Origin of the sequence: Alloalcanivorax sp. (assembly GCF_964221125.1) — a bacterium.
Classification (GTDB): Bacteria; Pseudomonadota; Gammaproteobacteria; order Pseudomonadales; family Alcanivoracaceae; genus Alloalcanivorax; species Alloalcanivorax venustensis.
The window spans coordinates 39290-61183 of sequence record NZ_CAXPXK010000082.1 but is presented as its reverse complement, the minus strand read 5'-3'; the positions used below and the strand labels follow the sequence as shown (position 1 = coordinate 61183).

Here is a 21894-nt window from a genome sequence, read left to right as displayed (position 1 = left end):
GCACGGGGATGATAATCAAAACTGTGCACTGAATCACACTTTCGGTCGGGCTTTCACTGCCGGTTGTCCGAACACACCCGCTGCACGGCTTCACGCCAACCCCGGTAGCGGCGCTCCCGCTCGCCCTCTTCCAGCGCCGGTTCGAAGGCCCGGTCCGGCTGCCAGTGCTCGGCGATTTCATCGAGATCGCGGAACAGACCGCAGCCCAGCCCGGCCAGGTAGGCCGCGCCCAGGGCGGTGGTCTCGGTGACCCGGGGCCGGTCCACCCGCACCCCCAGCACATCGGCCAGGGTCTGGCCCAGCCAGTTGTTGACCACCATGCCGCCGTCCACCCGCAGCGTGGTGGGCCGCTGGGCGCAATCGGCGGCCATCGCCTCGAGCAAGTCGCGGGACTGGTAGCACACCGCCTCCAGACCGGCGGTGACCACCTCGGCGATGCCGGTGTCGCGGGTCAGCCCGAGCAGCGCGCCGCGCGCGTGCGGGTCCCACCAGGGCGCGCCCAGGCCGGTGAAGGCCGGCACCAGATAGACGCCGCCGGCGGAGCCGACACGGCGGGCCAGGGCCTCGGTTTCGCTGGCGTGGGTAATCAGGTTGAGGCCGTCGCGCAGCCACTGGATCGCCGCGCCGGCGACGAAGATCGAGCCCTCCAGCGCGTAGGTGGTCTCGCCGTTCAGCCGGTAGGCCACGGTGGTCAGCAAACGGTTGTCGGAGTGCACCGCCGCGCCGGTGTTCATCACCATGAAACAGCCGGTGCCGTAGGTGCTTTTCACCATGCCCGGCTGGAAGCAGGCCTGGCCCACCAGCGCCGCCTGCTGATCGCCGGCGATGCCGGTCACCGGCACCGCCGCGCCCAGCACCCGGGGGTCGGTGCGGCCGAACTCGCCGGCGCTGTCGCGGACCTCCGGCAGCAGCGACGCGGGAATGTCGAACAGCCGCAGCAGGTCCTCGTCCCAGTGCTGGCCGTGGATATTGAACAGCAAGGTGCGCGACGCGTTGGTGGCGTCGGTGGCGTGCACCCGGCCGTCGGTGAGCTTCCACAGCAGCCAGCAGTCGATGGTGCCGAAGGCCAGCTCGCCGGCCTCGGCCCGGCGGCGGGCGCCGTCCACGTTCTCCAGCAGCCAGGCCAGCTTGGTGGCCGAGAAATACGGGTCCAGCAACAGGCCGCTGCGCTCGCGCACCAGGTCCTCGTGGCCCTCCTGCTTGAGCCGCTGGCAGTAATCCGCGGTGCGCCGGTCCTGCCAGACGATCGCCCGCGCCACCGGTTCGCCGGTGGCCCGGTCCCACAGCACCGTGGTCTCGCGCTGGTTGGTGATGCCGATGGCGGCGAGCTGATCCGCTTCCACCTGGGCGTTGCGCAGCGCCTGCCGGCACAGCGCCAGGCAGTCGTTCCAGATCTCCTGCGCATCGTGCTCGACCCAGCCGTCGCGGGGGAAATGCTGGCGGAACTCCTTCTGCGCCTGCCCCACCGCGACCCCGTCCCGGTCAAAGACGATGGCCCGGGAGCTGGTCGTGCCCTGGTCGATTGCGAGAATGAAAGCGGACATACACACCCCGAAAATAGAAATAGAGTTAACAGTGAACAGTTAATAGTGAACAGCGAAACCCGGCGGACGCCCGGGCCTATCTGAGAGGTGTGTTCGCTATTAACTCTTCACTATTAACTCTTCACTGTCTTTTGTCGTCCAAGCACGTGTTGGCGGCGTTGTTCTCGGGGCAGGATAACCCGGAAGCGGGCGCCGCCCCAGTCGCTCTCCGCCACGGCCACGTCGCCGCCGTGCCAGTCGACGATGCGCTTGACGATGGACAGCCCCAGGCCGTAGCCGCCGCTGGCGCGGTGGCGGCTTTTGTCGAGCCGGGCGAACGGCTTGAAGACCCGTTCGCGCTGGTGCTCGGCGATGCCGGCGCCGTCATCGTCCACGTCCAGAATCAGGTTGCCGTCCTGTTCGGTCACCGTCATCCGCACCCGGGTTTTCGCGTACCGCAGGGCGTTGGTGACCAGGTTCTGAAGAATCCGGTGCAGGTAGCGCGGGTCCCCTTCCACGGTCAGGTCCCGGGAGCCGCGCGCGTCGATCAGGATGTCGCCGCGGATGTCCTCCAGCTCACCGATCAGCTGGTCGCACACTTCCAGCAGGCAGACCGGCTGGAACTCGATGTTGGGGGTGCCCTCCTCCAGCCGCGCATAGGTGAGGATCTCATCGATCAACTCATCCAGCTGCTCGATGTCCCGGTCCAGGGCGTTGAGCTTTTCGCGGCGCTCGTCGGCGGATTCGCAGTCCGCCAGCATCTCCAGGCCGAAACGCAGCCGCGCCACCGGGGTGCGCAGTTCGTGGGACACCGCCCGGGTCATCTCCCGCTGCGCCTCGATAAGACGGCGGATGTGCGCGGTCATGCCATTGAAGGTGGCCGCCACCTGGCCGATCGGGTCGTTGCCGGGGATATCCGCGTAGGCGCCCAGGTCACCGCTGCCCAGCCGCTTCACCGCCCGGTCCAGGCGCCGCAGGCGGGTCTGCAGCGGGCGCACCTGCAGGTAGGTGGACAGTGCCACCAGCAGCAACGCCACCACGCCGGCGATCACCAGCAACTCCCAGGGGAACTGATCGAACAGATGCAGCGGCCCCATCACCAGAATGCGCTCGCCGCCGGGCACCGGCACCAGCACTCGCACGCCGGCGTCGCGCCGGGTGCTGTCGGTGAGGGTGAACACCACCTCGTCGCGCTCCAGGCGCCGCTGCTGCTCCACGTCCAGGTCCAGCTCGGTGCGCGGCAGCAGCGTCAGGGGGTAACCGAAGTGCCGGTTGAGATCGGCCAGGGCCCGGTCCTGCTGGTTGGCCGGACGGGCGCGCAGATAGTCGAGCACCAGCATGGCGGTGGCGCGGGCCTGCTGTTCGGAGAGACGGGTCATGACGGCGCGGATATAAAGCGGATCACCGGGGACCGCGAACAGCACCTCCACCCGTTCGCTGTCCGCGTTCCCGCGCAGCACCACCCGGCCTTCCTGCAGATGCAGGCCGTCGCGATAGGACAGCCCCAGCTCGCCGGCGTCGCGCAGGCTCACCGGCGCGCCGAACATGCGGCTCAGCGAACGGGACCAGGCCTGGCGTTCCTCGTCGCTGGCGCGCTCGCGGTAGCCTTCCGCCATTAAATAGAAGGTGCCGCGGGCCATGCGCTCGCGGTACAGCTGGGAACGATAGTCGTTGACCAGCTCCACGCCGGCATAGGTGAGCGCGCCGATGATCAGCAGGGCCACCAGGATGCCGCCGTAGATTCGGACGAAGATACTGTTCAAATCACACCTGCTGGCGCGGGCGGGCGAAGGCGCCCGCCCCCGTCATCCGCTGCTCATTTCCTTAACGAACAGATAGCCCTTGGAGCGTACCGTCTTGATTCGCTTGGGGTTTTCCGGATCGTCACCGACCTTGGGCCGGATGCGGGAAATGCGCACGTCGATGGAGCGGTCCTGGCCGTCGTACTGGATACCGCGCAGTTTCTCGAAGATGGTCTCGCGGGACAGCACCGTGCCGGCGTTGGAAGCCAGCAGCCAGAGCAGGTCGTATTCGGCGCTGGTCAGGTCCACCGACTTGCCGCGCAGGCTCACTTCCCGGGCGGAGTTGTCGATCACCAGGGCGCCGAATTCCAGCCGCGACGGCGAGCTGTCGCGCTCGCTGTCGGTTTCCACCCGCCGCAGCAGGGCGCGGATGCGGGCCAGCAGAACGCGCGGTTTGACCGGCTTGGCGACATAGTCGTCGGCGCCCATTTCCAGCCCCAGGACCTGATCCATGTCGTCGGTGCGTGCGGTCAACATGAGGATCGGGTTCTTGAAGGTGGCGCGCACCTCCCGGCAGACGGTCAGACCGTCGGCGCCCGGAAGCATCAGATCAAGAACCACCAGGTCCGGTTGCTCGGAACGGATGCGGCGGATGGCTTCCTCGCCGTCGCTCACCACGCTGACGTCGAGGCCGTTGGATTGAAGGTATTCGCAAGTGAGATCGGCGAGACGCTCATCGTCTTCCACGATCATGATGGTCGGCGGGTTATCCTGCACGCTTGTCATTCCCGTCGTTATCCTTATCGATTCGTTGTTGTTGCGGCGCAGCCGCCAATTCTGTTTATACGCATACCCGTGCGGTTGAGCAACCGGAATGAGCCGGTGGGGGCGACACAATATATAGTGGTCGTTCCCCCTCTCTCAAGCACCCCGGTTTTTCGCCCACACCGCTGCACAGCCCGCGCACAGTTTATCCACAGGATTTCCCCAACCGGAATGCTTGCAAAAGCCGGAACCCATCTATAACTTGTACTGTTATCGGTCACCGACCCCAACATATTGGGTTTTGTAAAAGTTTTCCGGTTCAGCAGGCCAACGTCTTTCCGCCCCCCGGAAAATGCCGCCGGATCAGCCGCTTACGAGTTCCGGCCCGAATTATGCAGTCCTGAAGTCGCCGACAGTCCGGCCCCCGGCGCGCGCCGCGAACACAACATATGGTGTTTTCGACGCGCCAGCCCACCATTGGCGCCGGACCGGCGGTTTCCGACCCAGGGTCACAACGGTTTTTACAATCAGAATAGCCAGCACAGAGACAACGGAGAGGGCATCATGCACACGGATATGAATCGCGATCAGTCCCACGCGGGCGCGCCCGGCGGCGAAGTCAGCGCCGAACAGGACGTCACCGCCACCGCCCCCGGCCAGCTGCGCGTCATCAAGCGCAACGGCAAGGTGGTTTCCTACGATGACGACAAGATCACCGTGGCCATCACCAAGGCGTTCCTGGCCGTGGAAGGCGGCACCGCGGCGGCCAGCTCGCGCATCCACGACACCGTGGACCGCCTCACCGAGCAGGTCAGCGCCACCTTCAAGCGCCGCATGCCCTCCGGCGGCACCATCCATATCGAGGAAATCCAGGACCAGGTGGAACTGGCCCTGATGCGTAACGGCGAGCACAAGGTGGCCCGCGATTACGTGCTGTACCGCGACCAGCAGGCGCGCAAACGCGCCGAACGCGCCCGCGACCTGCCCGAGCCCAAGCACAAGGTCGACATGACCGTGACCATGGAAGACGGCAGCCGCGCGCCGCTCGACATGGCCCGCCTGGAATACCTGATCCACGAGGCCTGCAGCGGTCTCGAAGAGGTCTACCCGGACAAGATCATCGCCGAAACCGTCAAGAACCTGTACGACGGCGTGTCCATCAAGGACGTCAACACCTCCATGGTGATGACCGCGCGCACCATGATCGAGATGGAGCCCAACTACTCCCAGGTCACCGCCCGGCTGCTGATGGACAAGATCCGCGCCGAGGCCCTGCAGTACCTGGGCGTGGGCGAGCGCGCCAGCCAGCAGGAAATGGAAGACCTCTACGCCAAGGCGCTGAGCGCCTACATCGAGAAAGGCATCGAGTACGAGCTGCTGAGCCCGGAGCTGGCCGAGTTCGACCTGAACAAGCTGGGCGCGGCCATCGACGGCAAGCGCGACCTGCAGTTCTCCTACCTGGGCCTGCAGACCCTCTACGACCGCTACTTCATCCACCACAACGAGACCCGCATCGAGCTGCCGCAGTGCTTCTTCATGCGCGTGGCGATGGGCCTGGCGGTGCGCGAGGACAACCGCGAAGAGCGCGCCATCGAGTTCTACAACCTGCTCTCCAGCTTCGACTACATGAGCTCCACGCCGACCCTGTTCAACGCCGGCACCCTGCGTCCGCAGCTGTCCAGCTGCTACCTGACCACGGTGCCCGATGACCTGTCCGGCATTTACAGCGCCATCCACGACAACGCCATGCTGAGCAAATTCGCCGGCGGCCTGGGCAACGACTGGACCCCGGTGCGCGCGCTGGGCGCCTATATCAAGGGCACCAACGGCAAATCCCAGGGCGTGGTGCCGTTCCTGAAAGTGGTCAACGACACCGCCGTGGCGGTGAACCAGGGCGGCAAGCGCAAGGGCGCGGTCTGTGCCTACCTGGAAACCTGGCACATGGACATCGAAGAGTTCATCGAGCTGCGTAAGAACACCGGCGACGACCGCCGCCGCACCCATGACATGAACTCCGCCAACTGGATCCCCGACCTGTTCATGAAGCGGGTGATCAACGAACAGGACTGGACCCTGTTCAGCCCCAACGACGTGCCCGACCTGCACGATCTGTACGGCGAAGCCTTCGAGAAGCGCTACGAAGAATACGAAGCGATGACCCGCGACGGCCGCATGAAGCTGTACAAGCGCCTGCCGGCGGTGAATCTGTGGAGAAAAATGCTCTCCATGCTGTTCGAAACAGGCCACCCCTGGTTCACCTTCAAGGATCCCTGCAACCTGCGCAGCCCGCAGCAGCACGTGGGCGTGGTGCACTCGTCCAACCTGTGCACCGAGATCACCCTGAACACCAACCAGGAAGAGATCGCGGTGTGCAACCTGGGTTCCGTGAACCTGGCCCAGCACATCGTCGACGGCGCTCTTGACCGCGACAAGCTGGCGAGCACCGTGAAAACCGCCGTGCGCATGCTCGATAACGTAATCGACATCAACTACTACAGCGTGCCCCAGGCGGAGCGCTCCAACATGAAGCACCGCCCGGTGGGCCTGGGCATCATGGGCTTCCAGGACGCGCTCTATAAGCAGGGCTTCAGCTACGCTTCCCAGGAAGCGGTGGCCTTCGCCGACCAGTCCATGGAAGCGGTCAGCTACTACGCCATCCAGGCCTCCGCGGACCTGGCCGAAGAGCGCGGCGCTTACCAGAGCTTCGACGGCTCCCTGTGGAGCCAGGGCGTGCTGCCGATCGATTCCATCGACATCCTGGTCAAGCAGCGCGGCGAGGACTACTGCAAGGTGGACCGCAGCCAGACCCTGGACTGGGACAGCGTGCGCGAACGGGCCCGCAAGGGCATGCGTAACTCCAACGTGATGGCGATCGCGCCGACGGCCACCATCGCCAACATCACCGGCGTGTCGCAGTCCATCGAGCCCACGTATCAGAACCTGTACGTGAAATCGAACCTGTCCGGCGAGTTCACCGTGGTCAACCCGTTCCTGGTCAACGCCCTCAAGGAGCGCGGCCTGTGGGACAACGTCATGGTCAACGATCTCAAGTACTACGACGGCTCCGTGCTGCCCATCGAGCGGGTGCCGGACGACCTCAAGGAAGAGTTCCGCACCGCCTTCGAGATCGAGCCGCGCTGGCTGGTGGAAGCGGCCAGCCGCCGTCAGAAGTGGATCGACCAGGCCCAGTCGCTGAACCTCTACATCGCCGAGGCCAACGGCAAGAAGCTGGACGTGACCTACAAGATGGCCTGGCTGCTGGGTCTCAAGACCACCTATTACCTGCGTGCCATCGGCGCCACCCAGACCGAGAAGTCCACGGTCAACGACAACACGCTCAACCGGGTCTCTTCCGGTGGCGGTGACGCGGCAGCCGCCTCCGCCGCCGCCCCGTCCGAAGCCGATTTCAGCCAGCCCGCGGACGTCCCGCAGGCCTGCTCCCTGGACGACCCGGATTGCGAGGCGTGCCAGTAAGCACGCGGAACGGAATGCAACATCGGTGGCGCCCCGGCGCCACCCCGACAGAATTGGAGAAAGATCATGCTGAGCTGGGACGAATTTCATGCGCCAGAAACGCCCAACCACAAGCAGCCCGGCGGGCGGACAGCGCCGCCGCAATCTCAACCGGTATCTGAGGAAGCGGCACCTGCACCTCAAGCACCGGCAGCGGGAAGTGGAACGGATGCGAGCCCTGAAACCGGACACCCCGGGCACGACGAACTGCGAGGAGAATCCTCACGGGAGCGAGCGCTGAGCGACGCGGTACTGCGTGCCCAGCAAGCGGTGGCCGAAATGGACACCGCCGAAGGCATCGCGGAGCTGGAAGGCGCCGCCGGCCGTGTCGAGGTGGACGACAAGCGCATGATCAACTGCCGCGCCGACCTCAACCAGCTGGTGCCCTTCAAGTACGACTGGGCCTGGCAGAAATACCTGGACGGCTGCGCCAACCACTGGATGCCCCAGGAAATCAACATGAACGCCGACCTGGCGCTGTGGAAGAAGGAAGGCGGCCTCACCGAGGACGAGCGCCGCATCGTCAAGCGCAACCTGGGCTTCTTCTCCACCGCGGATTCACTGGTGGCGAACAACCTGGTGCTGGCCATCTACCGGCTGATCACCAACCCGGAGTGCCGCCAGTACATCCTGCGCCAGTCCTTCGAGGAAGCGATCCACACCCACGCCTACCAGTACTGCATCGAGTCACTGGGCATGGACGAAGGCGAGATCTTCAACATGTACCGGGAAATCCCCTCGGTGGCCAAGAAGGCGCAGTGGGGCGTCGACTACACCCGTGAGATCTCCGACCCGCAGTTCACCACCGGCACCCCGGAGACCGACAAGGCGCTGCTCAAGAACCTGATCGCGTTCTACTGCGTGCTGGAAGGCATCTTCTTCTACTGCGGCTTCACCCAGATCCTGTCCATGGGCCGCCGCAACAAGATGACCGGCGTCGCCGAGCAGTTCCAGTACATCCTGCGCGACGAGTCCATGCACGTGAACTTCGGCGTCGACGTGATCAACCAGATCAAACTGGAAAACCCGCACCTGTGGGACCAGGAGATGCGCGATCAGGCCACGCTGATGATCCTGGAAGGCACCGAGCTGGAAATCCAGTACGCCCGCGACACCATGCCGCGCGGCGTGCTCGGCATGAACGCGGCGATGATGGAAGAGTACCTGCAGTTCATCGCCAACCGCCGCCTCACCCAGCTGGGCCTGCCCGAGCAGTTCAAGGGCGTCACCAACCCGTTCCCCTGGATGAGCGAGATCATGGACCTGCGCAAGGAGAAGAACTTCTTCGAAACCCGGGTCACCGAGTATCAGGTGGGCGGTGCGCTGAGCTGGGATTGAAGCGCCTTGTAGGAGCGAGCCTGCTCGCGAAAGGCAAGCGGAGCTTGCCGGCGGGATACCAGGGGCCTCTGGAATCCTGCCGGCCGACAAGGCGACCTTTCGCGGGCGGGGCCCGCTCCCACAAGCGCTGCCCGATTGTCTCCTCTGCCACCCTTTGGCACCATTAGGGCACCCAAGCCGGAGGCGTCCATGAGCGACCACGAAGACTACGACGACTACAAGCAGGAAGCCCAGGAGCTCCTCAGCACCATTGAGCAGGTGGAGGAAACCCTCTCGGTGATGACCACGGTGGTCAGCCAGCTCAAAGAGCAGGTCGCCACCCATATCGACGACGGCGACGACACCGTGGAAATGAGCGCCGAGGAATTCCTCGAGCAGTGCGAGAACGCCGAAGGCACCTGGCACTGACGCCGCATCGACTCTCCCAATCCCAAGCATCAGCATTGACCATACCCCCCTGCCCCGCCTGCGCGTTATAGTGTCGGGCACGATGATGGCGCGTTCCCGGCGCCGGAAGGAGAAGGTTGAATGAAAGCTTCGGATTTGTTCGTTCGCGCCCTGGAAGCCGAGGGCGTGGAATACGTCTTCGCCATCCCCGGCGAGGAAAACCTGGATCTGCTGGAAGCCCTGCGCGGCTCCCGCTCGATCAAGCTGGTGGTGACCCGCCACGAGCAGGGTGCCGGCTTCATGGCCGCCACCTACGGCCGCCTCACCGGCAAGGCCGGCGTCTGCCTGTCGACCCTGGGCCCCGGCGCCACCAACCTGGTGACCGCCGCCGCCTACGCCCAGCTGGGCGCCATGCCGATCGTGATGATCACCGGCCAGAAGCCGATCAAATCCAGCAAGCAGGGCCAGTTCCAGATCATCGACGTGGTCGATATGATGCGCCCGCTCACCAAGTTCACCAAGACCGTGGTCAGCGGCGACACCATCCCGGCGCGCATCCGCGAGGCGTTCCGCCTGGCCCAGGAGGAGCGCCCCGGCGCCACCCACCTGGAGCTGCCCGAGGACATCGCCCGCGAGCACTCCTCCATGCCGGTGCTCGAGCCCAGCCTGACGCGCCGGCCGATCGCCGAGGACAAGGCCATCTGCCGCGGCGTGGAAGCGATCCGGAACGCCCGCAAGCCGCTGATCGTGGTGGGCGCCGGCGCCAACCGCAAACTGACCAGCAAGATGCTGCGCCAGTTCATCGAGAAGCTCGGCATTCCGGCGATCACCACGCAGATGGGCAAGGGCGTGGTGGACGAAACCGGCCCCCACTTCCTGGGCAACACCGCGCTCTCCGACGGTGATTTCGTGCACCGCGCCATCGGCGCCGCCGACCTGATCATCAACGTCGGCCACGATGTGGTGGAAAAGCCGCCCTTCTTCATGCAGCCCGGCGGCGCCACCGTGGTGCACGTGAACTTCAACTCCGCCCAGGTGGACCCGGTCTACTTCCCGCAGATCGAGCTGGTGGGCGACATCGCCAACAGCCTGTGGCAGCTCAAGGAGCGCCTGGAACCCCAGGAGCACTGGAGCTTCGCCGACTTCCACCGGGTCCGCGACGCCATGCAGGCGCACATCGCCGAGGGCGAACGCGACGACCGCTTCCCGATCCTGCCGCCGCGCCTGGTGCGCGAGATCCGCAAGGTGATGCCCGACGACGGCACCATCGCGCTGGATAACGGTATGTACAAGATCTGGTTCGCGCGCAACTACCCGGCCACGCACCCCAACACGGTGCTGCTGGACAACGCCCTGGCCAGCATGGGCGCCGGCCTGCCCTCCGCCATGGCCGCCAAGATGGTGCATCCAGACCGCCGCGTGATGGCGGTGTGCGGCGACGGCGGCTTTATGATGAATTCCCAGGAGCTGGAAACCGCCGTGCGCCTGCGCCTGGACCTGGTGGTGCTGATTCTGCGTGACGACGGCTACGGCATGATCAAGTGGAAGCAGAAGCAAATGGACTTCCATGACTTCGGCCTGGACTTCCAGAACCCGGATTTCGTCGCCTACGCCAAATCCTACGGCGCCCAGGGGCACCGCGTGGAAAGCACCGAGGGCCTCGGCCCGCTGGTGGAGGAATGCTACGCCGCCGGCGGTGTGCACGTGATCGACCTGCAGGTGGACTACAGCGACAACGACCGCGTTCTGAACCAGGAAATCCGCGAGCTCAGCCGCAAGGTCTAGCACCGCCAAATGCCTTTCCGACGAGCGGTATTCCGCTCGTCGGAAAGCGCTCACCGTGCTCCCGGTGGCGGTGCTAATCTGCCGCTCCCCACCCGATTCGCGCAGGGAGCGCCAGCATGGCAACCACCTCTTTATCCAACCTTCTGCCCTCGGTGCTGAGCGCCGTTCTCTCCACCGGCACGGCGGCCGCCCCGGCCACCGATCCCGCCGTCACCAGCGGCGACTGGTATCGCCCGGCGGTGGACGTGAACGCCCAGGTTCAGCTTCAGGGCACCCCCAACATCAGCTATGACGTGGCACTCTACGTCCTTGATCTGTTCGACACCGACAGCGCCGTAATCGACGCCTTGCACGCCGACGGCCGCAAAATGATCTGCTATTTCTCGGCGGGCACCTTCGAGAACTGGCGCGACGACGCCGGCCGCTTCACCGCCGCCGACAAGGGCCGCCGCCTGGGCAACTGGCCCGGTGAGCGCTGGCTGGACGTCCGCTCGCAAAACGTCCGCGCGATCATGGCCGACCGCCTCGACCTGGCCGTGCAGCGTGGCTGCGACGGCGTCGACCCGGACAACGTGGACGGCTACGCCAACCGCACCGGCCTGCCGCTCACCTACCAGGATCAGATCGACTACAACACCTGGCTGGCGGAGCAGGCGCACCAGCGCGGCCTGGCGATCTCGCTGAAGAACGACCTCGGCCAGATCGATGACCTGGTGGCGCACTTCGATTTCGCCATCAACGAATCCTGCCATGAGTGGGACGAGTGCGAACTGCTGATGCCCTTTATCGAGGCCGGCAAGCCGGTGGTACACATCAATTACCTGTACGCCGACGACCCGATCGGCCGCGCCGAGCTGTGCCTGTACACCCGCGGCCTGGGCTTCAACACCCTGACCCTGCCGCAAATGCTCGACGGCAGCTTCCGCCACAGCTGTAATCCGTAACGCTCATCCATAGCCCTCTCCGGGGCGGGCCGGTGCGACATAAAACCGACCCACCCCGGTAACATCGCTTTCATCGCCCCTTGCTTAGCTGGGGAGTGTCGGCCAAGGCCGCCTTCCCAATCACTGCTAACAAAAGGTCGGACGATGGACACCAGCGCCCTGCGAAAACTTACCACCGCCTGTCTGGCGGCCCTTGCCCTTTCCGCCTGCGGCGGCGACAGCGACAACGACCCGGCGCCGGCGCCACCGGCGGAAGCCGGTTTCCAGCTGCAATTGCTGCACTTCGCCGACATGGACGGCGCCACCGGCGCCCTGCAGAACGTGGAGCCCTTCTCCGCGGTGCTCGAAGCCCTGCGCGCGGAATACCCGGACAACACCCTGGTGCTCAGCTCCGGCGACAACTTTATTCCCGGCCCGCGCTACTTCGCCGCCGCCGACCCGGCCATGGACGGCGTGCCCGGCGTCGCCGTGGCCGGTAACGGCCGCGCCGACATCGCCATGCTCAATGCCATGGGTCTGCAGGGCGCCGCCGTCGGCAACCACGACCTGGACGGCGGCACCGCCGAATTCGCCGGCATCCTGGCCGCCGAGGGCAACTACCCCGGCGCCCGCTTCCCCTACCTGAGCGCCAACCTGGACTTCACCACCGACGCCAACCTGTCCGGCCTGGTGGAAAGCGACGGCCAGAGTCTGGCGGCCATGCCCAACGGCCTGTCCGGCTACGGCACCGTGGAAGTGGGCGGCGAAACCCTGGGCGTGATCGGCGCCACCACGCCGTCGCTGGGCAACATCACCAGCACCGGCGACATCACCATCAACCCGTCCAGCGGCGGCAACCAGGCGCTGGCCGACGTGCTGCAGCCGAAAATCGACGCGCTGCGCGACCAGGGCATCGACAAGATCATCATGCTCGCCCACATGCAGACCCTCAGCGTGGAAAAAGAGCTGGCCACCCTGCTGGAAGGCGTCGACATCATCGTCGCCGGCGGCTCCAACACCCTGCTCGCCGACGACAACGACCGCCTGCGTGACGGTGACAGCGCCGCCGACGGCTACCCGCTCGCCTTCACCTCCGCCGCCGACGAACCGGTGCTGGTGGTCAACACCGACGGCGACTACAAATACCTGGGCCGCCTGGTGGTGCGCTTCGACGACGACGGCGTCCTGCTCACCGACAGCCTGGACGACACCGTCAACGGCGCCTACGTCACCGACGAGACCATGGCCGAGAACCTGGAAGGCACCCCCAACAGCGACGTCACCACCATCGTCACCGCCCTGGAAGACGTGCTCGCCGCCCGCGACGGCAACATCCTCGGCCGCACCGCCGTTTACCTGGACGGCCGCCGCAACCAGGTGCGCACCCAGGAGACCAACCTGGGCAACCTGACCGCCGACGCCAACCTGTGGCTGGCGCGCCAGTACGACCCCAGCGTGCAGGTGTCGATCAAGAACGGCGGCGGCATCCGCGATGACATCGGCTACTTCGTGATCCCGCCGGGCTCCACCTCCGAGGACGACCTGGAATTCTTCCCGCCGGCGGCCAACGAAAGCGCCGGCAAAGCGGAAGGCGACATCTCCCAGTTCGATTTGGAAGGCTCGCTGCGCTTCAACAACACCCTCACCGTGGGCGACGTCACCGCCGCCGAACTCCACCAGCTGCTTGAGCACGCGGTCGCCAAGGTCGAGGGCGTGGCCGGCCAGTTCCCGCAGGTGGCGGGCCTGCGCTTCAGCTTCGACCCCACCCGCCAGGGTCTGCGCAGCACCGCCAACGGCGACGACGTCGACCAGGCCGGCGAGCGGGTGCGCAGCCTGGCGCTGGTGGATGACAACGGCGCGGTGCTCGACACCCTGGTGCAAAACGGCGCCGTGGTCGGCGACGCTAACCGGGTGATCCGCCTGGTGACCCTGGGCTTCCTGGCCACCGAAGGCGGCAGCGGCCTGGGCGGCGACGGCTACCCGTTCGACTTCCCGCTGGAGAACCGCATCGACCTGGACGCCGAGGCGATCCCCGGCGGCGGCAGCAACCTGGCCACCTTCGCCGACCCGGGCAGCGAACAGGACGCCCTGGCGGAGTACCTGCTCGACCAGTTCGGCGAGAGCACGCCCTTCAACCAGGCGGAAACCGACGCCGACCAGGACCTGCGCATTCAGAACCTGAGCCGCCGCACCGACACCGTCCTGCCCTGACCCCATCCCACCCCGGGGCGCCTTTAACGGCGCCCCGTCTCCTTTCCGCTCCGTGCATGTATTACAGTACCCCCGTGAACAACAGGCAGGGGGGATCCACAGCATGACCGGAGCATTAACCCAGGTAGTGGTCCTGCTCGCCATGGCGGTGCTGGCCGTGGTGGTGTTCCGGCGCCTGCACTTGCCACCGATTCTCGCCTACCTGAGCGCCGGCATTCTCGCCGGCCCCGGCGGCCTGGGCTGGGTCGGCGACACCGAGGGCATGCTGCACCTGGCGGAATTCGGCATCGTCTTTTTGCTGTTTTCCCTGGGCCTGGAATTCTCGATTCCCAAAGTGCTGGCGCTGCGCCGGGTGGTGTTCGGCGCCGGCCCGTTGCAGGTGCTGCTCACCGGGCTGCCGGTGGCGGCGTTGATGTGGCTGCTGGGTTTCACGCCGGCGGTGGCGCTGATCGCCGGCGGCGCCTTCGCGCTCTCTTCCACCGCCATCGTGATCCGCGATCTGATCACCCGCGGCGCGGTCAACACCGGCTACGGACGCGCCACCACCGGGGTGCTGCTGTTCCAGGATCTGGCGGCGGTGATCATGCTGGTGCTGCTGCCGGTGCTCGCCAACCCGGACAGCGGGCATCCCGGCATCGCGGCGGCGACCACGCTGGGCAAGGCCCTGGCGCTGTTCATCGGCATCTATGTGATCGGCAAGTGGGTGCTGCCGCGCGCCCTGGAGGAAACCGGCCGGGCGCGCTCCGACGAAGTGTTCGTGATGACCGCCCTGCTGCTCGCCCTGCTGGCCGCCTGGGTGACCCATGCGCTGGGCCTGTCCATGGCGCTGGGCGCGTTTCTGGCCGGCATGATGCTGGGCGAAAGCCACTTCCGCCACCAGATCGAGGCGGACATCCGGCCGTTCCGGGATCTGCTGCTGGGTTTGTTTTTCATGGGCGTGGGCATGCTGGTGTCGCCGGCGCTGTTCGCCACCCACTGGCACTGGATCCTGCTCGGCGCGGCGGCGTTGATGCTGTTCAAGCTGGCCCTGATCAGCCTGCTGTTGCGCTGGCTGGGCGAGCGCACCGAAACCGCCATGCGCAGCGGCATCCTGCTGGCCCAGGGCGGCGAGTTCGGCTTTGTGCTGGTGGCCCTGGCGGTGAGCCACGGGCTGATGGACAACGAACAGGCCGGCGTGCTGGTGTCGATCACCGTGCTCACCATGGCCGTGACCCCGGCGCTGCTGGACAACAGCGGCGCGCTCACCCGCCGGTTACTGCGCCAGTGGGAACAGGAGCCGGACACCCCGGCGGTGGACGAAGCCACCACCGGCCATGTGCTGCTGTGCGGCTACGGCCGCGTGGGGCAGAACCTGATGCGCTACCTGACCCGCTTCCACCACCAGGCGGTGGCCATCGACACCGATCTGGTGCGCATCCAGGAAGCCAGCCAGGCCGGTGAGCGGATTATCTTCGGCGACGCCACCCGCAAGGAAATCCTGGAACGCGCCGGCATCCACCGCGCCAGCCTGCTGGTGATCACCTTCGACGACGCCCGCCAGGCGGAGCGCATCCTGCACACCGTCCACCAGCTGTGCCCGGACCTGCGCGTGCTGGTGCGCACCCGCGACGACACCCACCTGGACGAGCTGATCCAGGCCGGCGCCGCCGAGGTGGTGCCGGAGGTGCTGGAAGCATCGCTGATGCTGGTGGCCCACGCCCTGATGATGCTCGACACGCCGTTCGGCAAGGTGCTGGCGATGCTGCGCCAGAGCCGCCGCGAGCGCTACAAGCTGCTGCGCGGTTACTACCACGGCGAATCGCTGCCCACGTCCGACAGCGCCGGCAACCCCTACCGGCTGCTGCACGCGGTCACCCTGCACGGCCGCGCCGCCTGCCTCGGCAAGCGCCTCGACGAACTGAAGCTCAACGAGAGCAAGGTGGAAGTGCAGACCCTGCGGCGCGGCGACCGCACCATCGACCGCCCGGCGGACGACGAAGTGCTGCAGGACGGCGACATCCTGATTCTTTACGGTCCGCTGGAGGCGGTGGAAGCCAGCGAGGAGAAGCTGCTCGGCGGCTAACTCAAACGCTGTGGCAGCCCGCCTTGTGGGAGCGGGCCCGCTCCTACAAGCGGCGGCGCCAGCGGGCGGGGCTTTCGCCGCTCCAGTGGCGGAAGGCGCGGGTGAAGGCGCTGTGCTCGGAGTAGCCGAGCAGCGCCGCCACGTCGGTGAGCTCCAGGCGCGGGTCGCGCAGGTATTCCTTGGCCAGCCGGTAGCGGGTGCGCGCCAGCAGCGCCTGGAAGCTGTCGTCGCGCTCGCTGAGGCGCCGCTGCAGGGTGCGCACGCTGAGGTGGTTGGCCGCCGCCAGCGCCTCCAGGGTCGGGCGCCGTTCGCGCATCAGCCGCGCCAGCTGCCCTTCCAGCGGGTCGGCGGCCTCGCCCTGGCGGGCCAGCAGCGCCTCCGCCTGGCGGTCGAGAATGGCCAGCAGGTTGGCGTCCGGCTCGCGCAGCGGCAGCGCCAGGTACTCCAGCGGCACCCGGATCACCGTCTCCGGCTGGTTGAAGCGCACCTCACCGCCGAAGAAGCGTTCGTAGGGGCCGGTGTCCGCCGGCGGCGGATTGACGAAACAGACCCGCTCCACCAGCTGCGGCTCGCCGGTGAGATCGCGGGTCATCTGCACCACCGCGGCGATGCCGGTCTCGTCCACCAGCTGGCCGGACAGCCCCCGCTCCACGCCCCAGCGCACCTCCACCCGGTCGCCGTCCACCTCGATGCGCGCCGGGTTCACGTCGTAAATCAGCCGGTGATAGCGCTCCATGCGCGCCAAGGCCTGGCCCAGGTCGGCGCAGTTGAGCACCGCGTAGCCGAGCAGGCCGAAATGCCGCGGCGTGATGGTGCGGCCCACCGCCACCCCCAGGGCCGGATCGCCCAGCCGGGCGCTGGCGGTGGCCAGGCTCTGTTCCCAGAACCCCAAAGCGACCCGCTCCAGGCCCACCGGCGAGCGCTCCACCGGCATCGGCCCGAGCAGCGCCCGGGCGTCCTGGCCGCGCGCCTCCAGGTAGTCGTAAAGCAGCTGCACATAGGTGGCCGCCACGTAATTGCTGGTGGGCGGGGTGTTATGGGCGGCGCGGGAAACGGAAGTCATGGCGCCATTTGTCAAAAAATAGGAGGGCTCTGTCAAGCCCGGCGTGCCCCCACCCGGCTATCTTGATGTTATTGATCTGCATGATAAGCGGAGTGTTGGGACATGAACGATCTTCTTCAGCAGTTGGACTGGCGCACCCTGGTGCTGCCGGCCATGGTGCCGGTATTCGTCGCCGTGCTGATCGCCGAGGCCTGGCGGTTCCGCGGCCAGGGCCGCCTCACGCTCAAGGACTCCATGGCCAGCATGGGCCTGGGTTCGCTGTACATGGTGTTCGACACCCTGGTGACGGTGACCCTGGTGGCGCTGATTTTCTCCTGGGCCTACCAGCACCGCCTGTTCGACATCACCATGACGCCGCTCACCGGGCTGCTGCTGTTCGTGTCGCTGGAGTTCTGCTACTACTGGTTCCACCGCGCCAGCCACCGCATCCGCTGGTTCTGGAGCGCCCATGTGGCGCACCACTCCAGCACTCTGATGAACTTCTCCACCGCCATGCGGCAAAGCGCCATCTACAGCATCGTCGGCAACTGGCTGTTCTACGTACCGCTGGCGTTCCTCGGCTTCGAGCCGATCTGGGTGTTCTTCATGCTCACGGTGAACCTGGCGTACCAGTACTTCATCCACACCCAGTGGGTCGGCAAGCTGCACCCGGCCATAGAATTCGTGTTCAACACGCCCAGCCACCACCGCGCCCACCACGGTCGCAACGCGGAATACATCGACCGCAACTACGGCGGCATTCTGATTCTCTACGACCGCCTGTTCGGCACCTTCGTGGAAGAGAAAGAGGACGTGCCGGTGGAGTACGGCATCACCCGGCCGGTGAACAGCCACAACCCGATCACCCTGACCCTGCACGAGGCCGTGGATATGTTTCGGGATGCGGCCCGGCCGGGGCCGCTCAAGCAGCGCCTGAAGCACTTTTGGGCGCCGCCGGAATGGCGGCGCGAGGACGATTAGCCGGCGGCCTTCTTGCGGTTGGCGCGGATGCGCAGGTTGAGCATTTCCACGCCGAAGCTGAACGCCATGGCGAAGTAGATGTAGCCCTTGGGAATGTGGAACTCCAGACCGTCGGCGATCAAGGCCGTGCCCACCAGCACCAGGAACGACAGCGCCAGCATCTTCAGCGTCGGGTGCTCGGTGATAAAGCGGCCGATGGCGTTGGCGAACACCATCATGAAGCCCACCGCGATCACCACCGCGATCACCATCACTTCAATGTGGTCGGCCATGCCCACCGCGGTGATCACCGAGTCCAGCGAGAACACCATGTCGAGAATCGCGATCTGAATCAGGATGCCCATGAAGGAGCCGCCCACCTTGGGCTTGGCCAGTTCGTGGGTCTCGCCGGCGTCCTCAATGGAGTGGTGAATCTCCAGCACCGATTTCACCAGCAGGAAGAGGCCGCCCAGTATCAGCACCAGATCGCGCCCGGAAATGCCCTGCCCCAGCACCATGAACAGATCGGCGGTGAGCTTGGTCAGCCAGGCCAGCGACGCCAGCAGGCCCAGGCGCATCACCATGGCCAGTGACAAACCGATCAGGCGCGCCTTGGGGCGCTGCTTCTCCGGCAGCCGGTCCACCAGGATGGACAGAAAGATAATGTTGTCGATGCCCAGCACGATTTCCAGGGCGGTCAGGGTGGCCAGGGCAATCCAGGCCTCCGGCATGGTGATCCATTCGAGCATGGTGAATCCCGGTTAAGTAAAACCGCCATTCGAAACCGGCGGCGGGCATCTTGCAAGCGAATTCAGTGGTACAGCGCCGAACCCAGGCGGGCCGCCACGCGGCGGTCCAGGTACGGCAGCCGCACCCGCCGTTTGCCGAGGCCGCCGCCGGCGGTGTCCACTTCCAGTTCGCTCATGCGGTAGCGCCGGTCGAACGGGCTGCGGGTGAGGCGAATCGCCTGAATGCGGTTGCGCGGCACCACCGCCAGCCGGCGCCACAGCCAGCCCCGGTGAAACAGCAGCAGGTCCGGCGTCAGCGCCCAGCGCGTGTACTTGGCGTACAGGTGACCGTGGATCAGCGCCAGGGGCACGCCGGCCAGCGGAAGCCACAGGCCGTGCACGCCCAGCCACCACAGCCCCGGCGGCAGCGTCAGCGCGGTCCAGCACCACAGCCACAATCGCGCCAGACGGTGGCGGGTACGGCTGGAGAGCGACTGCCACTCCGGCTGGTGGCCGGTCATGCCGGGCAAGGCGCGGGCGATCAGCGCCTCGGCCTGGGCCGGCGTGCAGATCGGCGCCAGCGGCCGGGCGCCGCCGCTTTGCCCGGCCTCCGGGTCGCCGCCGCCACCGGCCTGGTCGACCTGCAGCGCCACGCGCCGGAACAGCCGATGCAACGGCGTGGCCAGCTGGTGCACCACCTGAATGCGCGGCACCCGCAGGGTCACCGACACCCGGGTGAACAGGCCGTGGCGCACACGCAGATCGCTGCCCTGCTCGTCCAGACGGTAGCCGTAATACTTCACCAGCGCGGCCACCACGGACAAGATCTTACCCACCGCCAGCACCGCCACCAGCGTGGCCAGAGCGAGCAGCACCGCCACCGCCAGCCCCAGCTGATCCAGCCAGGCGACGCCGGCGTCGCGCAACACCGGCCCCAACAGGCGCTGCAGCGTCTCCACGTTCACCACCTGCATGAAAGCGCCCAGCACCGCGCCCACCCAGAGCAGATTGCGGTTATCGATCAGACCCAGCATCACCAGTTCGCCCGGCGGCAGGGTCAGCAAGGTGGTGCCTTCGGCGGGCTCGCCGGCGTCGTGATCGTCGGTCGATGTCGCGCCCTTCAGGGCGTCGCGGCGCGCGAACACGGTATCGCTGAGGGTGCGGGCGTCGTCCAGGGACAACACCCGGATGGTCGCTTCCGCGCCGCCGCCGCTGGAGGTCTCCACCTTGACGTCGGCGACGCCCAGCAGGCGGTGCAGCAGGTTGCGCTGGGTGTCGATGTTCTCGATACGGCGATAGTCGATCTGGCGCAGATTGCGGAAAATCAGGCCGTCGCGGATCACCAGGCCGTCGTCGGCGAAATCGTAGCGGTACACCCACTGGTGCCAGAGCGCGCCCAGCGGCCCCAGCAACAGCAGCGGCACCACCACCCAGAACAGGCCGCCGCGCTCGGCGCCCAGCGCCACCGCCACGCCGATCGGGATCACCGCGCCCAGGCTGCCCACCAGCTGGAACACCCAGCTGAGCGGGTGCAGGCGTTTTTCCGGAAGCGGCTGGCCACCCTCATACCGCATCGCCGTCGCCTCCGTCGTCCTGGCGCAGCAGGGTGTCGCGCAGTGCCAGCGCGGTGTCGTGGTCGAGGCCGGGCAGCTCGTTGCAGGTGAAGCGGCTGCCGGCGGTGTACAGCTTCAGGGTGCCGACGCCGTAGCGGCGCTGCAGCGGGCCCTGGCTGACGTCGGAGTGCTGGATGCGCACCCGCGGAATGGCAATACGGTGACGCCAGAAAATGCCCTGGCGAATCACCAGGCCGTGCGGGTCGAGGCGGTAGCCCAGGTGCCGGAACCAGGCGCCGGGCAGCCACCAGGCCAGGCCGAACACCAGCAGCGTCCAGCCCAGGCACGCCAGCGCCAGCAGCGGGCCGGGGTCCAGCGGTAACAGCGTCAGGGCGGCGCCCACCGGCGCGCCCGCCAGCACCACGGCGGTGCCCAAGGCACGCAGGCGCCACACCGGCAAGGTGGCCGGGCTCACGGATTCAAGCGACATGCGGTTCCCCCAATGACGATGGCCATCAACGATGGATCAGTCAGGAGGATACCGCATCGATGCGGTGGCCAAGAACACCCGGCGTCAGTTGCGCGCTTCCTCGCGGGCCAGGTCCTGAATCAGCTGCCGCACCTGCTTGCGGTGCCTGCGGCTGGTCAGGCGTTTGCTGTCCCAGGTGGCGGGCACCAGCAGGCGGCCTTCGTCCAGGTCGCGGATCAGGAAGCGCCGTTCCACGCCGATGGGGTAATCGTCGGAGCCGTAGATGGCCACCAGCTGAATGGTCAGCGAGCGCAAACGCACAATGCCTTTTTCGCTTTCCGCCCGGTCGTCGCGGTGCTGATCCAGGCGCAGCCCCTCGCGCTGGGCGATGCGCTCGATGACGCTGTTGAAGGCGCCGATATGCACGAACTCACCGGCCCCGAGCGGCCCCTGGCGGGTGCTGTCGCTGAGCGACGGGGTATCACCGCTACTGTGCCGCTCGCGCTCCTCGTCGCCTTCCTGGTAATTCTGCTCCAGCTCGGTGACATCCTGGAAATAGGTGCCTTGGTCGGTTTCCAGGCGTGCAACGATGTGCTGAATGAAGATCGATTCGGCACTCATGTTGCTGATCAGGCAGAGGGCGTCGACACCCTTGTGGCGGCCCCGGTTGATCACCACCCGCGGGCGGCGCTGACGCTTGTAGCCGTTGTAAAGCAATTGCGCATAGACCACCCACACCATCAGCGTGGCGAAGCCGATCAATACGTTCAGAACGTCCTTATTTTGCGATATCCAGTCAAACATGCGTGAACTGTACCGCGCCGCGCCGGCCCGCTTTGCGAAAAGCTGTAAAACCTGAGCGCGCCGGCCCGGTATCGCCGCGGTCCATGGCG

The 21894-nt window shown here is 66.4% G+C and carries 16 protein-coding genes; 8 read left to right on the top strand and 8 right to left on the bottom strand.

The features are described from left to right. Window positions 1-53 precede the first annotated feature (53 nt). From glpK to ACEQZD_RS10010, 3 genes are all read right to left on the bottom strand, one after another. Complete coding sequence (gene glpK, locus ACEQZD_RS10020) at window positions 54-1544, bottom strand: glycerol kinase GlpK (RefSeq protein WP_335629819.1); 1491 nt, start codon at window positions 1542-1544, stop codon at window positions 54-56. Window positions 1545-1657: 113 nt separating this feature from the next. Continuing rightward, the gene (locus tag ACEQZD_RS10015) at window positions 1658-3286 is read right to left on the bottom strand and encodes an ATP-binding protein (RefSeq protein WP_370185229.1); all 1629 of its coding nucleotides are present in this window, start codon (window positions 3284-3286) and stop codon (window positions 1658-1660) included. 42 nt (window positions 3287-3328) lie between these two features. Next, window positions 3329-4051, bottom strand: coding sequence for a response regulator (locus ACEQZD_RS10010; protein WP_142948742.1), 723 nt, complete (start codon window positions 4049-4051; stop codon window positions 3329-3331). A gap of 543 nt (window positions 4052-4594) precedes the next feature. Between ACEQZD_RS10010 and ACEQZD_RS10005 the strand changes: the two genes are divergently transcribed. The 7 genes from ACEQZD_RS10005 to ACEQZD_RS09975 all read left to right on the top strand — a co-directional run bounded on the left by ACEQZD_RS10005 (window position 4595) and on the right by ACEQZD_RS09975 (window position 16249). Beyond that, entirely contained in the window at window positions 4595-7504 is a 2910-nt protein-coding gene (locus tag ACEQZD_RS10005) for a ribonucleoside-diphosphate reductase subunit alpha (protein WP_370185227.1), read from the top strand. Window positions 7505-7570: 66 nt separating this feature from the next. Continuing rightward, window positions 7571-8881 carry a ribonucleotide-diphosphate reductase subunit beta gene (locus tag ACEQZD_RS10000; RefSeq protein WP_370185225.1) on the top strand — a complete coding sequence of 437 codons (1311 nt, stop codon included), beginning with the start codon at window positions 7571-7573 and terminating at the stop codon, window positions 8879-8881. Between the two features lie 189 nt (window positions 8882-9070). Beyond that, the gene (locus ACEQZD_RS09995; protein WP_142948745.1) at window positions 9071-9289 is read left to right on the top strand and encodes a hypothetical protein; all 219 of its coding nucleotides are present in this window, start codon (window positions 9071-9073) and stop codon (window positions 9287-9289) included. A gap of 120 nt (window positions 9290-9409) precedes the next feature. Further along, complete coding sequence (locus ACEQZD_RS09990) at window positions 9410-11053, top strand: acetolactate synthase large subunit (RefSeq protein WP_370185223.1); 1644 nt, start codon at window positions 9410-9412, stop codon at window positions 11051-11053. Between the two features lie 116 nt (window positions 11054-11169). Then, window positions 11170-11997 carry an endo alpha-1,4 polygalactosaminidase gene (locus ACEQZD_RS09985; RefSeq protein WP_370185221.1) on the top strand — a complete coding sequence of 276 codons (828 nt, stop codon included), beginning with the start codon at window positions 11170-11172 and terminating at the stop codon, window positions 11995-11997. Between the two features lie 144 nt (window positions 11998-12141). Next, window positions 12142-14187, top strand: a complete 2046-nt coding sequence (locus ACEQZD_RS09980; protein WP_370185219.1) for a bifunctional metallophosphatase/5'-nucleotidase — start codon at window positions 12142-12144, stop codon at window positions 14185-14187. A gap of 103 nt (window positions 14188-14290) precedes the next feature. Beyond that, a complete protein-coding gene (locus ACEQZD_RS09975; RefSeq protein ID WP_370185217.1) occupies window positions 14291-16249 on the top strand; it encodes a cation:proton antiporter in 1959 nt (652 codons plus the stop codon). Between the two features lie 43 nt (window positions 16250-16292). Here the strand turns inward: ACEQZD_RS09975 and ACEQZD_RS09970 are convergent, their stop codons facing one another. After that, window positions 16293-17312, bottom strand: coding sequence for an AraC family transcriptional regulator (locus ACEQZD_RS09970; RefSeq protein ID WP_370185215.1), 1020 nt, complete (start codon window positions 17310-17312; stop codon window positions 16293-16295). A 102-nt stretch (window positions 17313-17414) separates the two neighbouring features. Between ACEQZD_RS09970 and ACEQZD_RS09965 the strand changes: the two genes are divergently transcribed. Next, a complete protein-coding gene (locus ACEQZD_RS09965; RefSeq protein ID WP_142949893.1) occupies window positions 17415-18272 on the top strand; it encodes a sterol desaturase family protein in 858 nt (285 codons plus the stop codon). Here the strand turns inward: ACEQZD_RS09965 and ACEQZD_RS09960 are convergent. From ACEQZD_RS09960 to ACEQZD_RS09945, 4 genes are all read right to left on the bottom strand, one after another. Continuing rightward, window positions 18269-19000 carry a TerC family protein gene (locus tag ACEQZD_RS09960; protein ID WP_142949894.1) on the bottom strand — a complete coding sequence of 244 codons (732 nt, stop codon included), beginning with the start codon at window positions 18998-19000 and terminating at the stop codon, window positions 18269-18271. The two genes, ACEQZD_RS09965 and ACEQZD_RS09960, sit on opposite strands and share 4 nt — an antisense overlap. 62 nt (window positions 19001-19062) lie before the next feature. Continuing rightward, window positions 19063-20553, bottom strand: a complete 1491-nt coding sequence (locus tag ACEQZD_RS09955; RefSeq protein ID WP_335629827.1) for a PH domain-containing protein — start codon at window positions 20551-20553, stop codon at window positions 19063-19065. Further along, window positions 20543-21022, bottom strand: a complete 480-nt coding sequence (locus ACEQZD_RS09950; RefSeq protein WP_370185212.1) for a PH domain-containing protein — start codon at window positions 21020-21022, stop codon at window positions 20543-20545. The genes ACEQZD_RS09955 and ACEQZD_RS09950 overlap by 11 nt, the downstream gene beginning before the upstream one ends. Window positions 21023-21106: 84 nt before the next feature. Then, window positions 21107-21805 (bottom strand): hypothetical protein, encoded by a 699-nt coding sequence (locus tag ACEQZD_RS09945; protein ID WP_142949897.1) that lies wholly within the window; start codon window positions 21803-21805, stop codon window positions 21107-21109. Window positions 21806-21894: the final 89 nt, after the last annotated feature.

Coding starts and splice junctions, on each gene's coding strand:
- ACEQZD_RS09945 (WP_142949897.1), bottom strand. CDS start 21,805: ATGTTTGACTGGATATCGCAAAATAAGGACGTTCTGAACGTATTGATC.
- ACEQZD_RS09975 (WP_370185217.1), top strand. CDS start 14,291: ATGACCGGAGCATTAACCCAGGTAGTGGTCCTGCTCGCCATGGCGGTG.
- ACEQZD_RS09995 (WP_142948745.1), top strand. CDS start 9,071: ATGAGCGACCACGAAGACTACGACGACTACAAGCAGGAAGCCCAGGAG.
- ACEQZD_RS09980 (WP_370185219.1), top strand. CDS start 12,142: ATGGACACCAGCGCCCTGCGAAAACTTACCACCGCCTGTCTGGCGGCC.
- ACEQZD_RS09950 (WP_370185212.1), bottom strand. CDS start 21,022: ATGTCGCTTGAATCCGTGAGCCCGGCCACCTTGCCGGTGTGGCGCCTG.
- ACEQZD_RS10010 (WP_142948742.1), bottom strand. CDS start 4,051: ATGACAAGCGTGCAGGATAACCCGCCGACCATCATGATCGTGGAAGAC.
- ACEQZD_RS09965 (WP_142949893.1), top strand. CDS start 17,415: ATGAACGATCTTCTTCAGCAGTTGGACTGGCGCACCCTGGTGCTGCCG.
- ACEQZD_RS10000 (WP_370185225.1), top strand. CDS start 7,571: ATGCTGAGCTGGGACGAATTTCATGCGCCAGAAACGCCCAACCACAAG.
- ACEQZD_RS09960 (WP_142949894.1), bottom strand. CDS start 19,000: ATGCTCGAATGGATCACCATGCCGGAGGCCTGGATTGCCCTGGCCACC.
- ACEQZD_RS09990 (WP_370185223.1), top strand. CDS start 9,410: ATGAAAGCTTCGGATTTGTTCGTTCGCGCCCTGGAAGCCGAGGGCGTG.
- ACEQZD_RS10005 (WP_370185227.1), top strand. CDS start 4,595: ATGCACACGGATATGAATCGCGATCAGTCCCACGCGGGCGCGCCCGGC.
- glpK (WP_335629819.1), bottom strand. CDS start 1,544: ATGTCCGCTTTCATTCTCGCAATCGACCAGGGCACGACCAGCTCCCGG.
- ACEQZD_RS09970 (WP_370185215.1), bottom strand. CDS start 17,312: ATGACTTCCGTTTCCCGCGCCGCCCATAACACCCCGCCCACCAGCAAT.
- ACEQZD_RS09955 (WP_335629827.1), bottom strand. CDS start 20,553: ATGCGGTATGAGGGTGGCCAGCCGCTTCCGGAAAAACGCCTGCACCCG.
- ACEQZD_RS09985 (WP_370185221.1), top strand. CDS start 11,170: ATGGCAACCACCTCTTTATCCAACCTTCTGCCCTCGGTGCTGAGCGCC.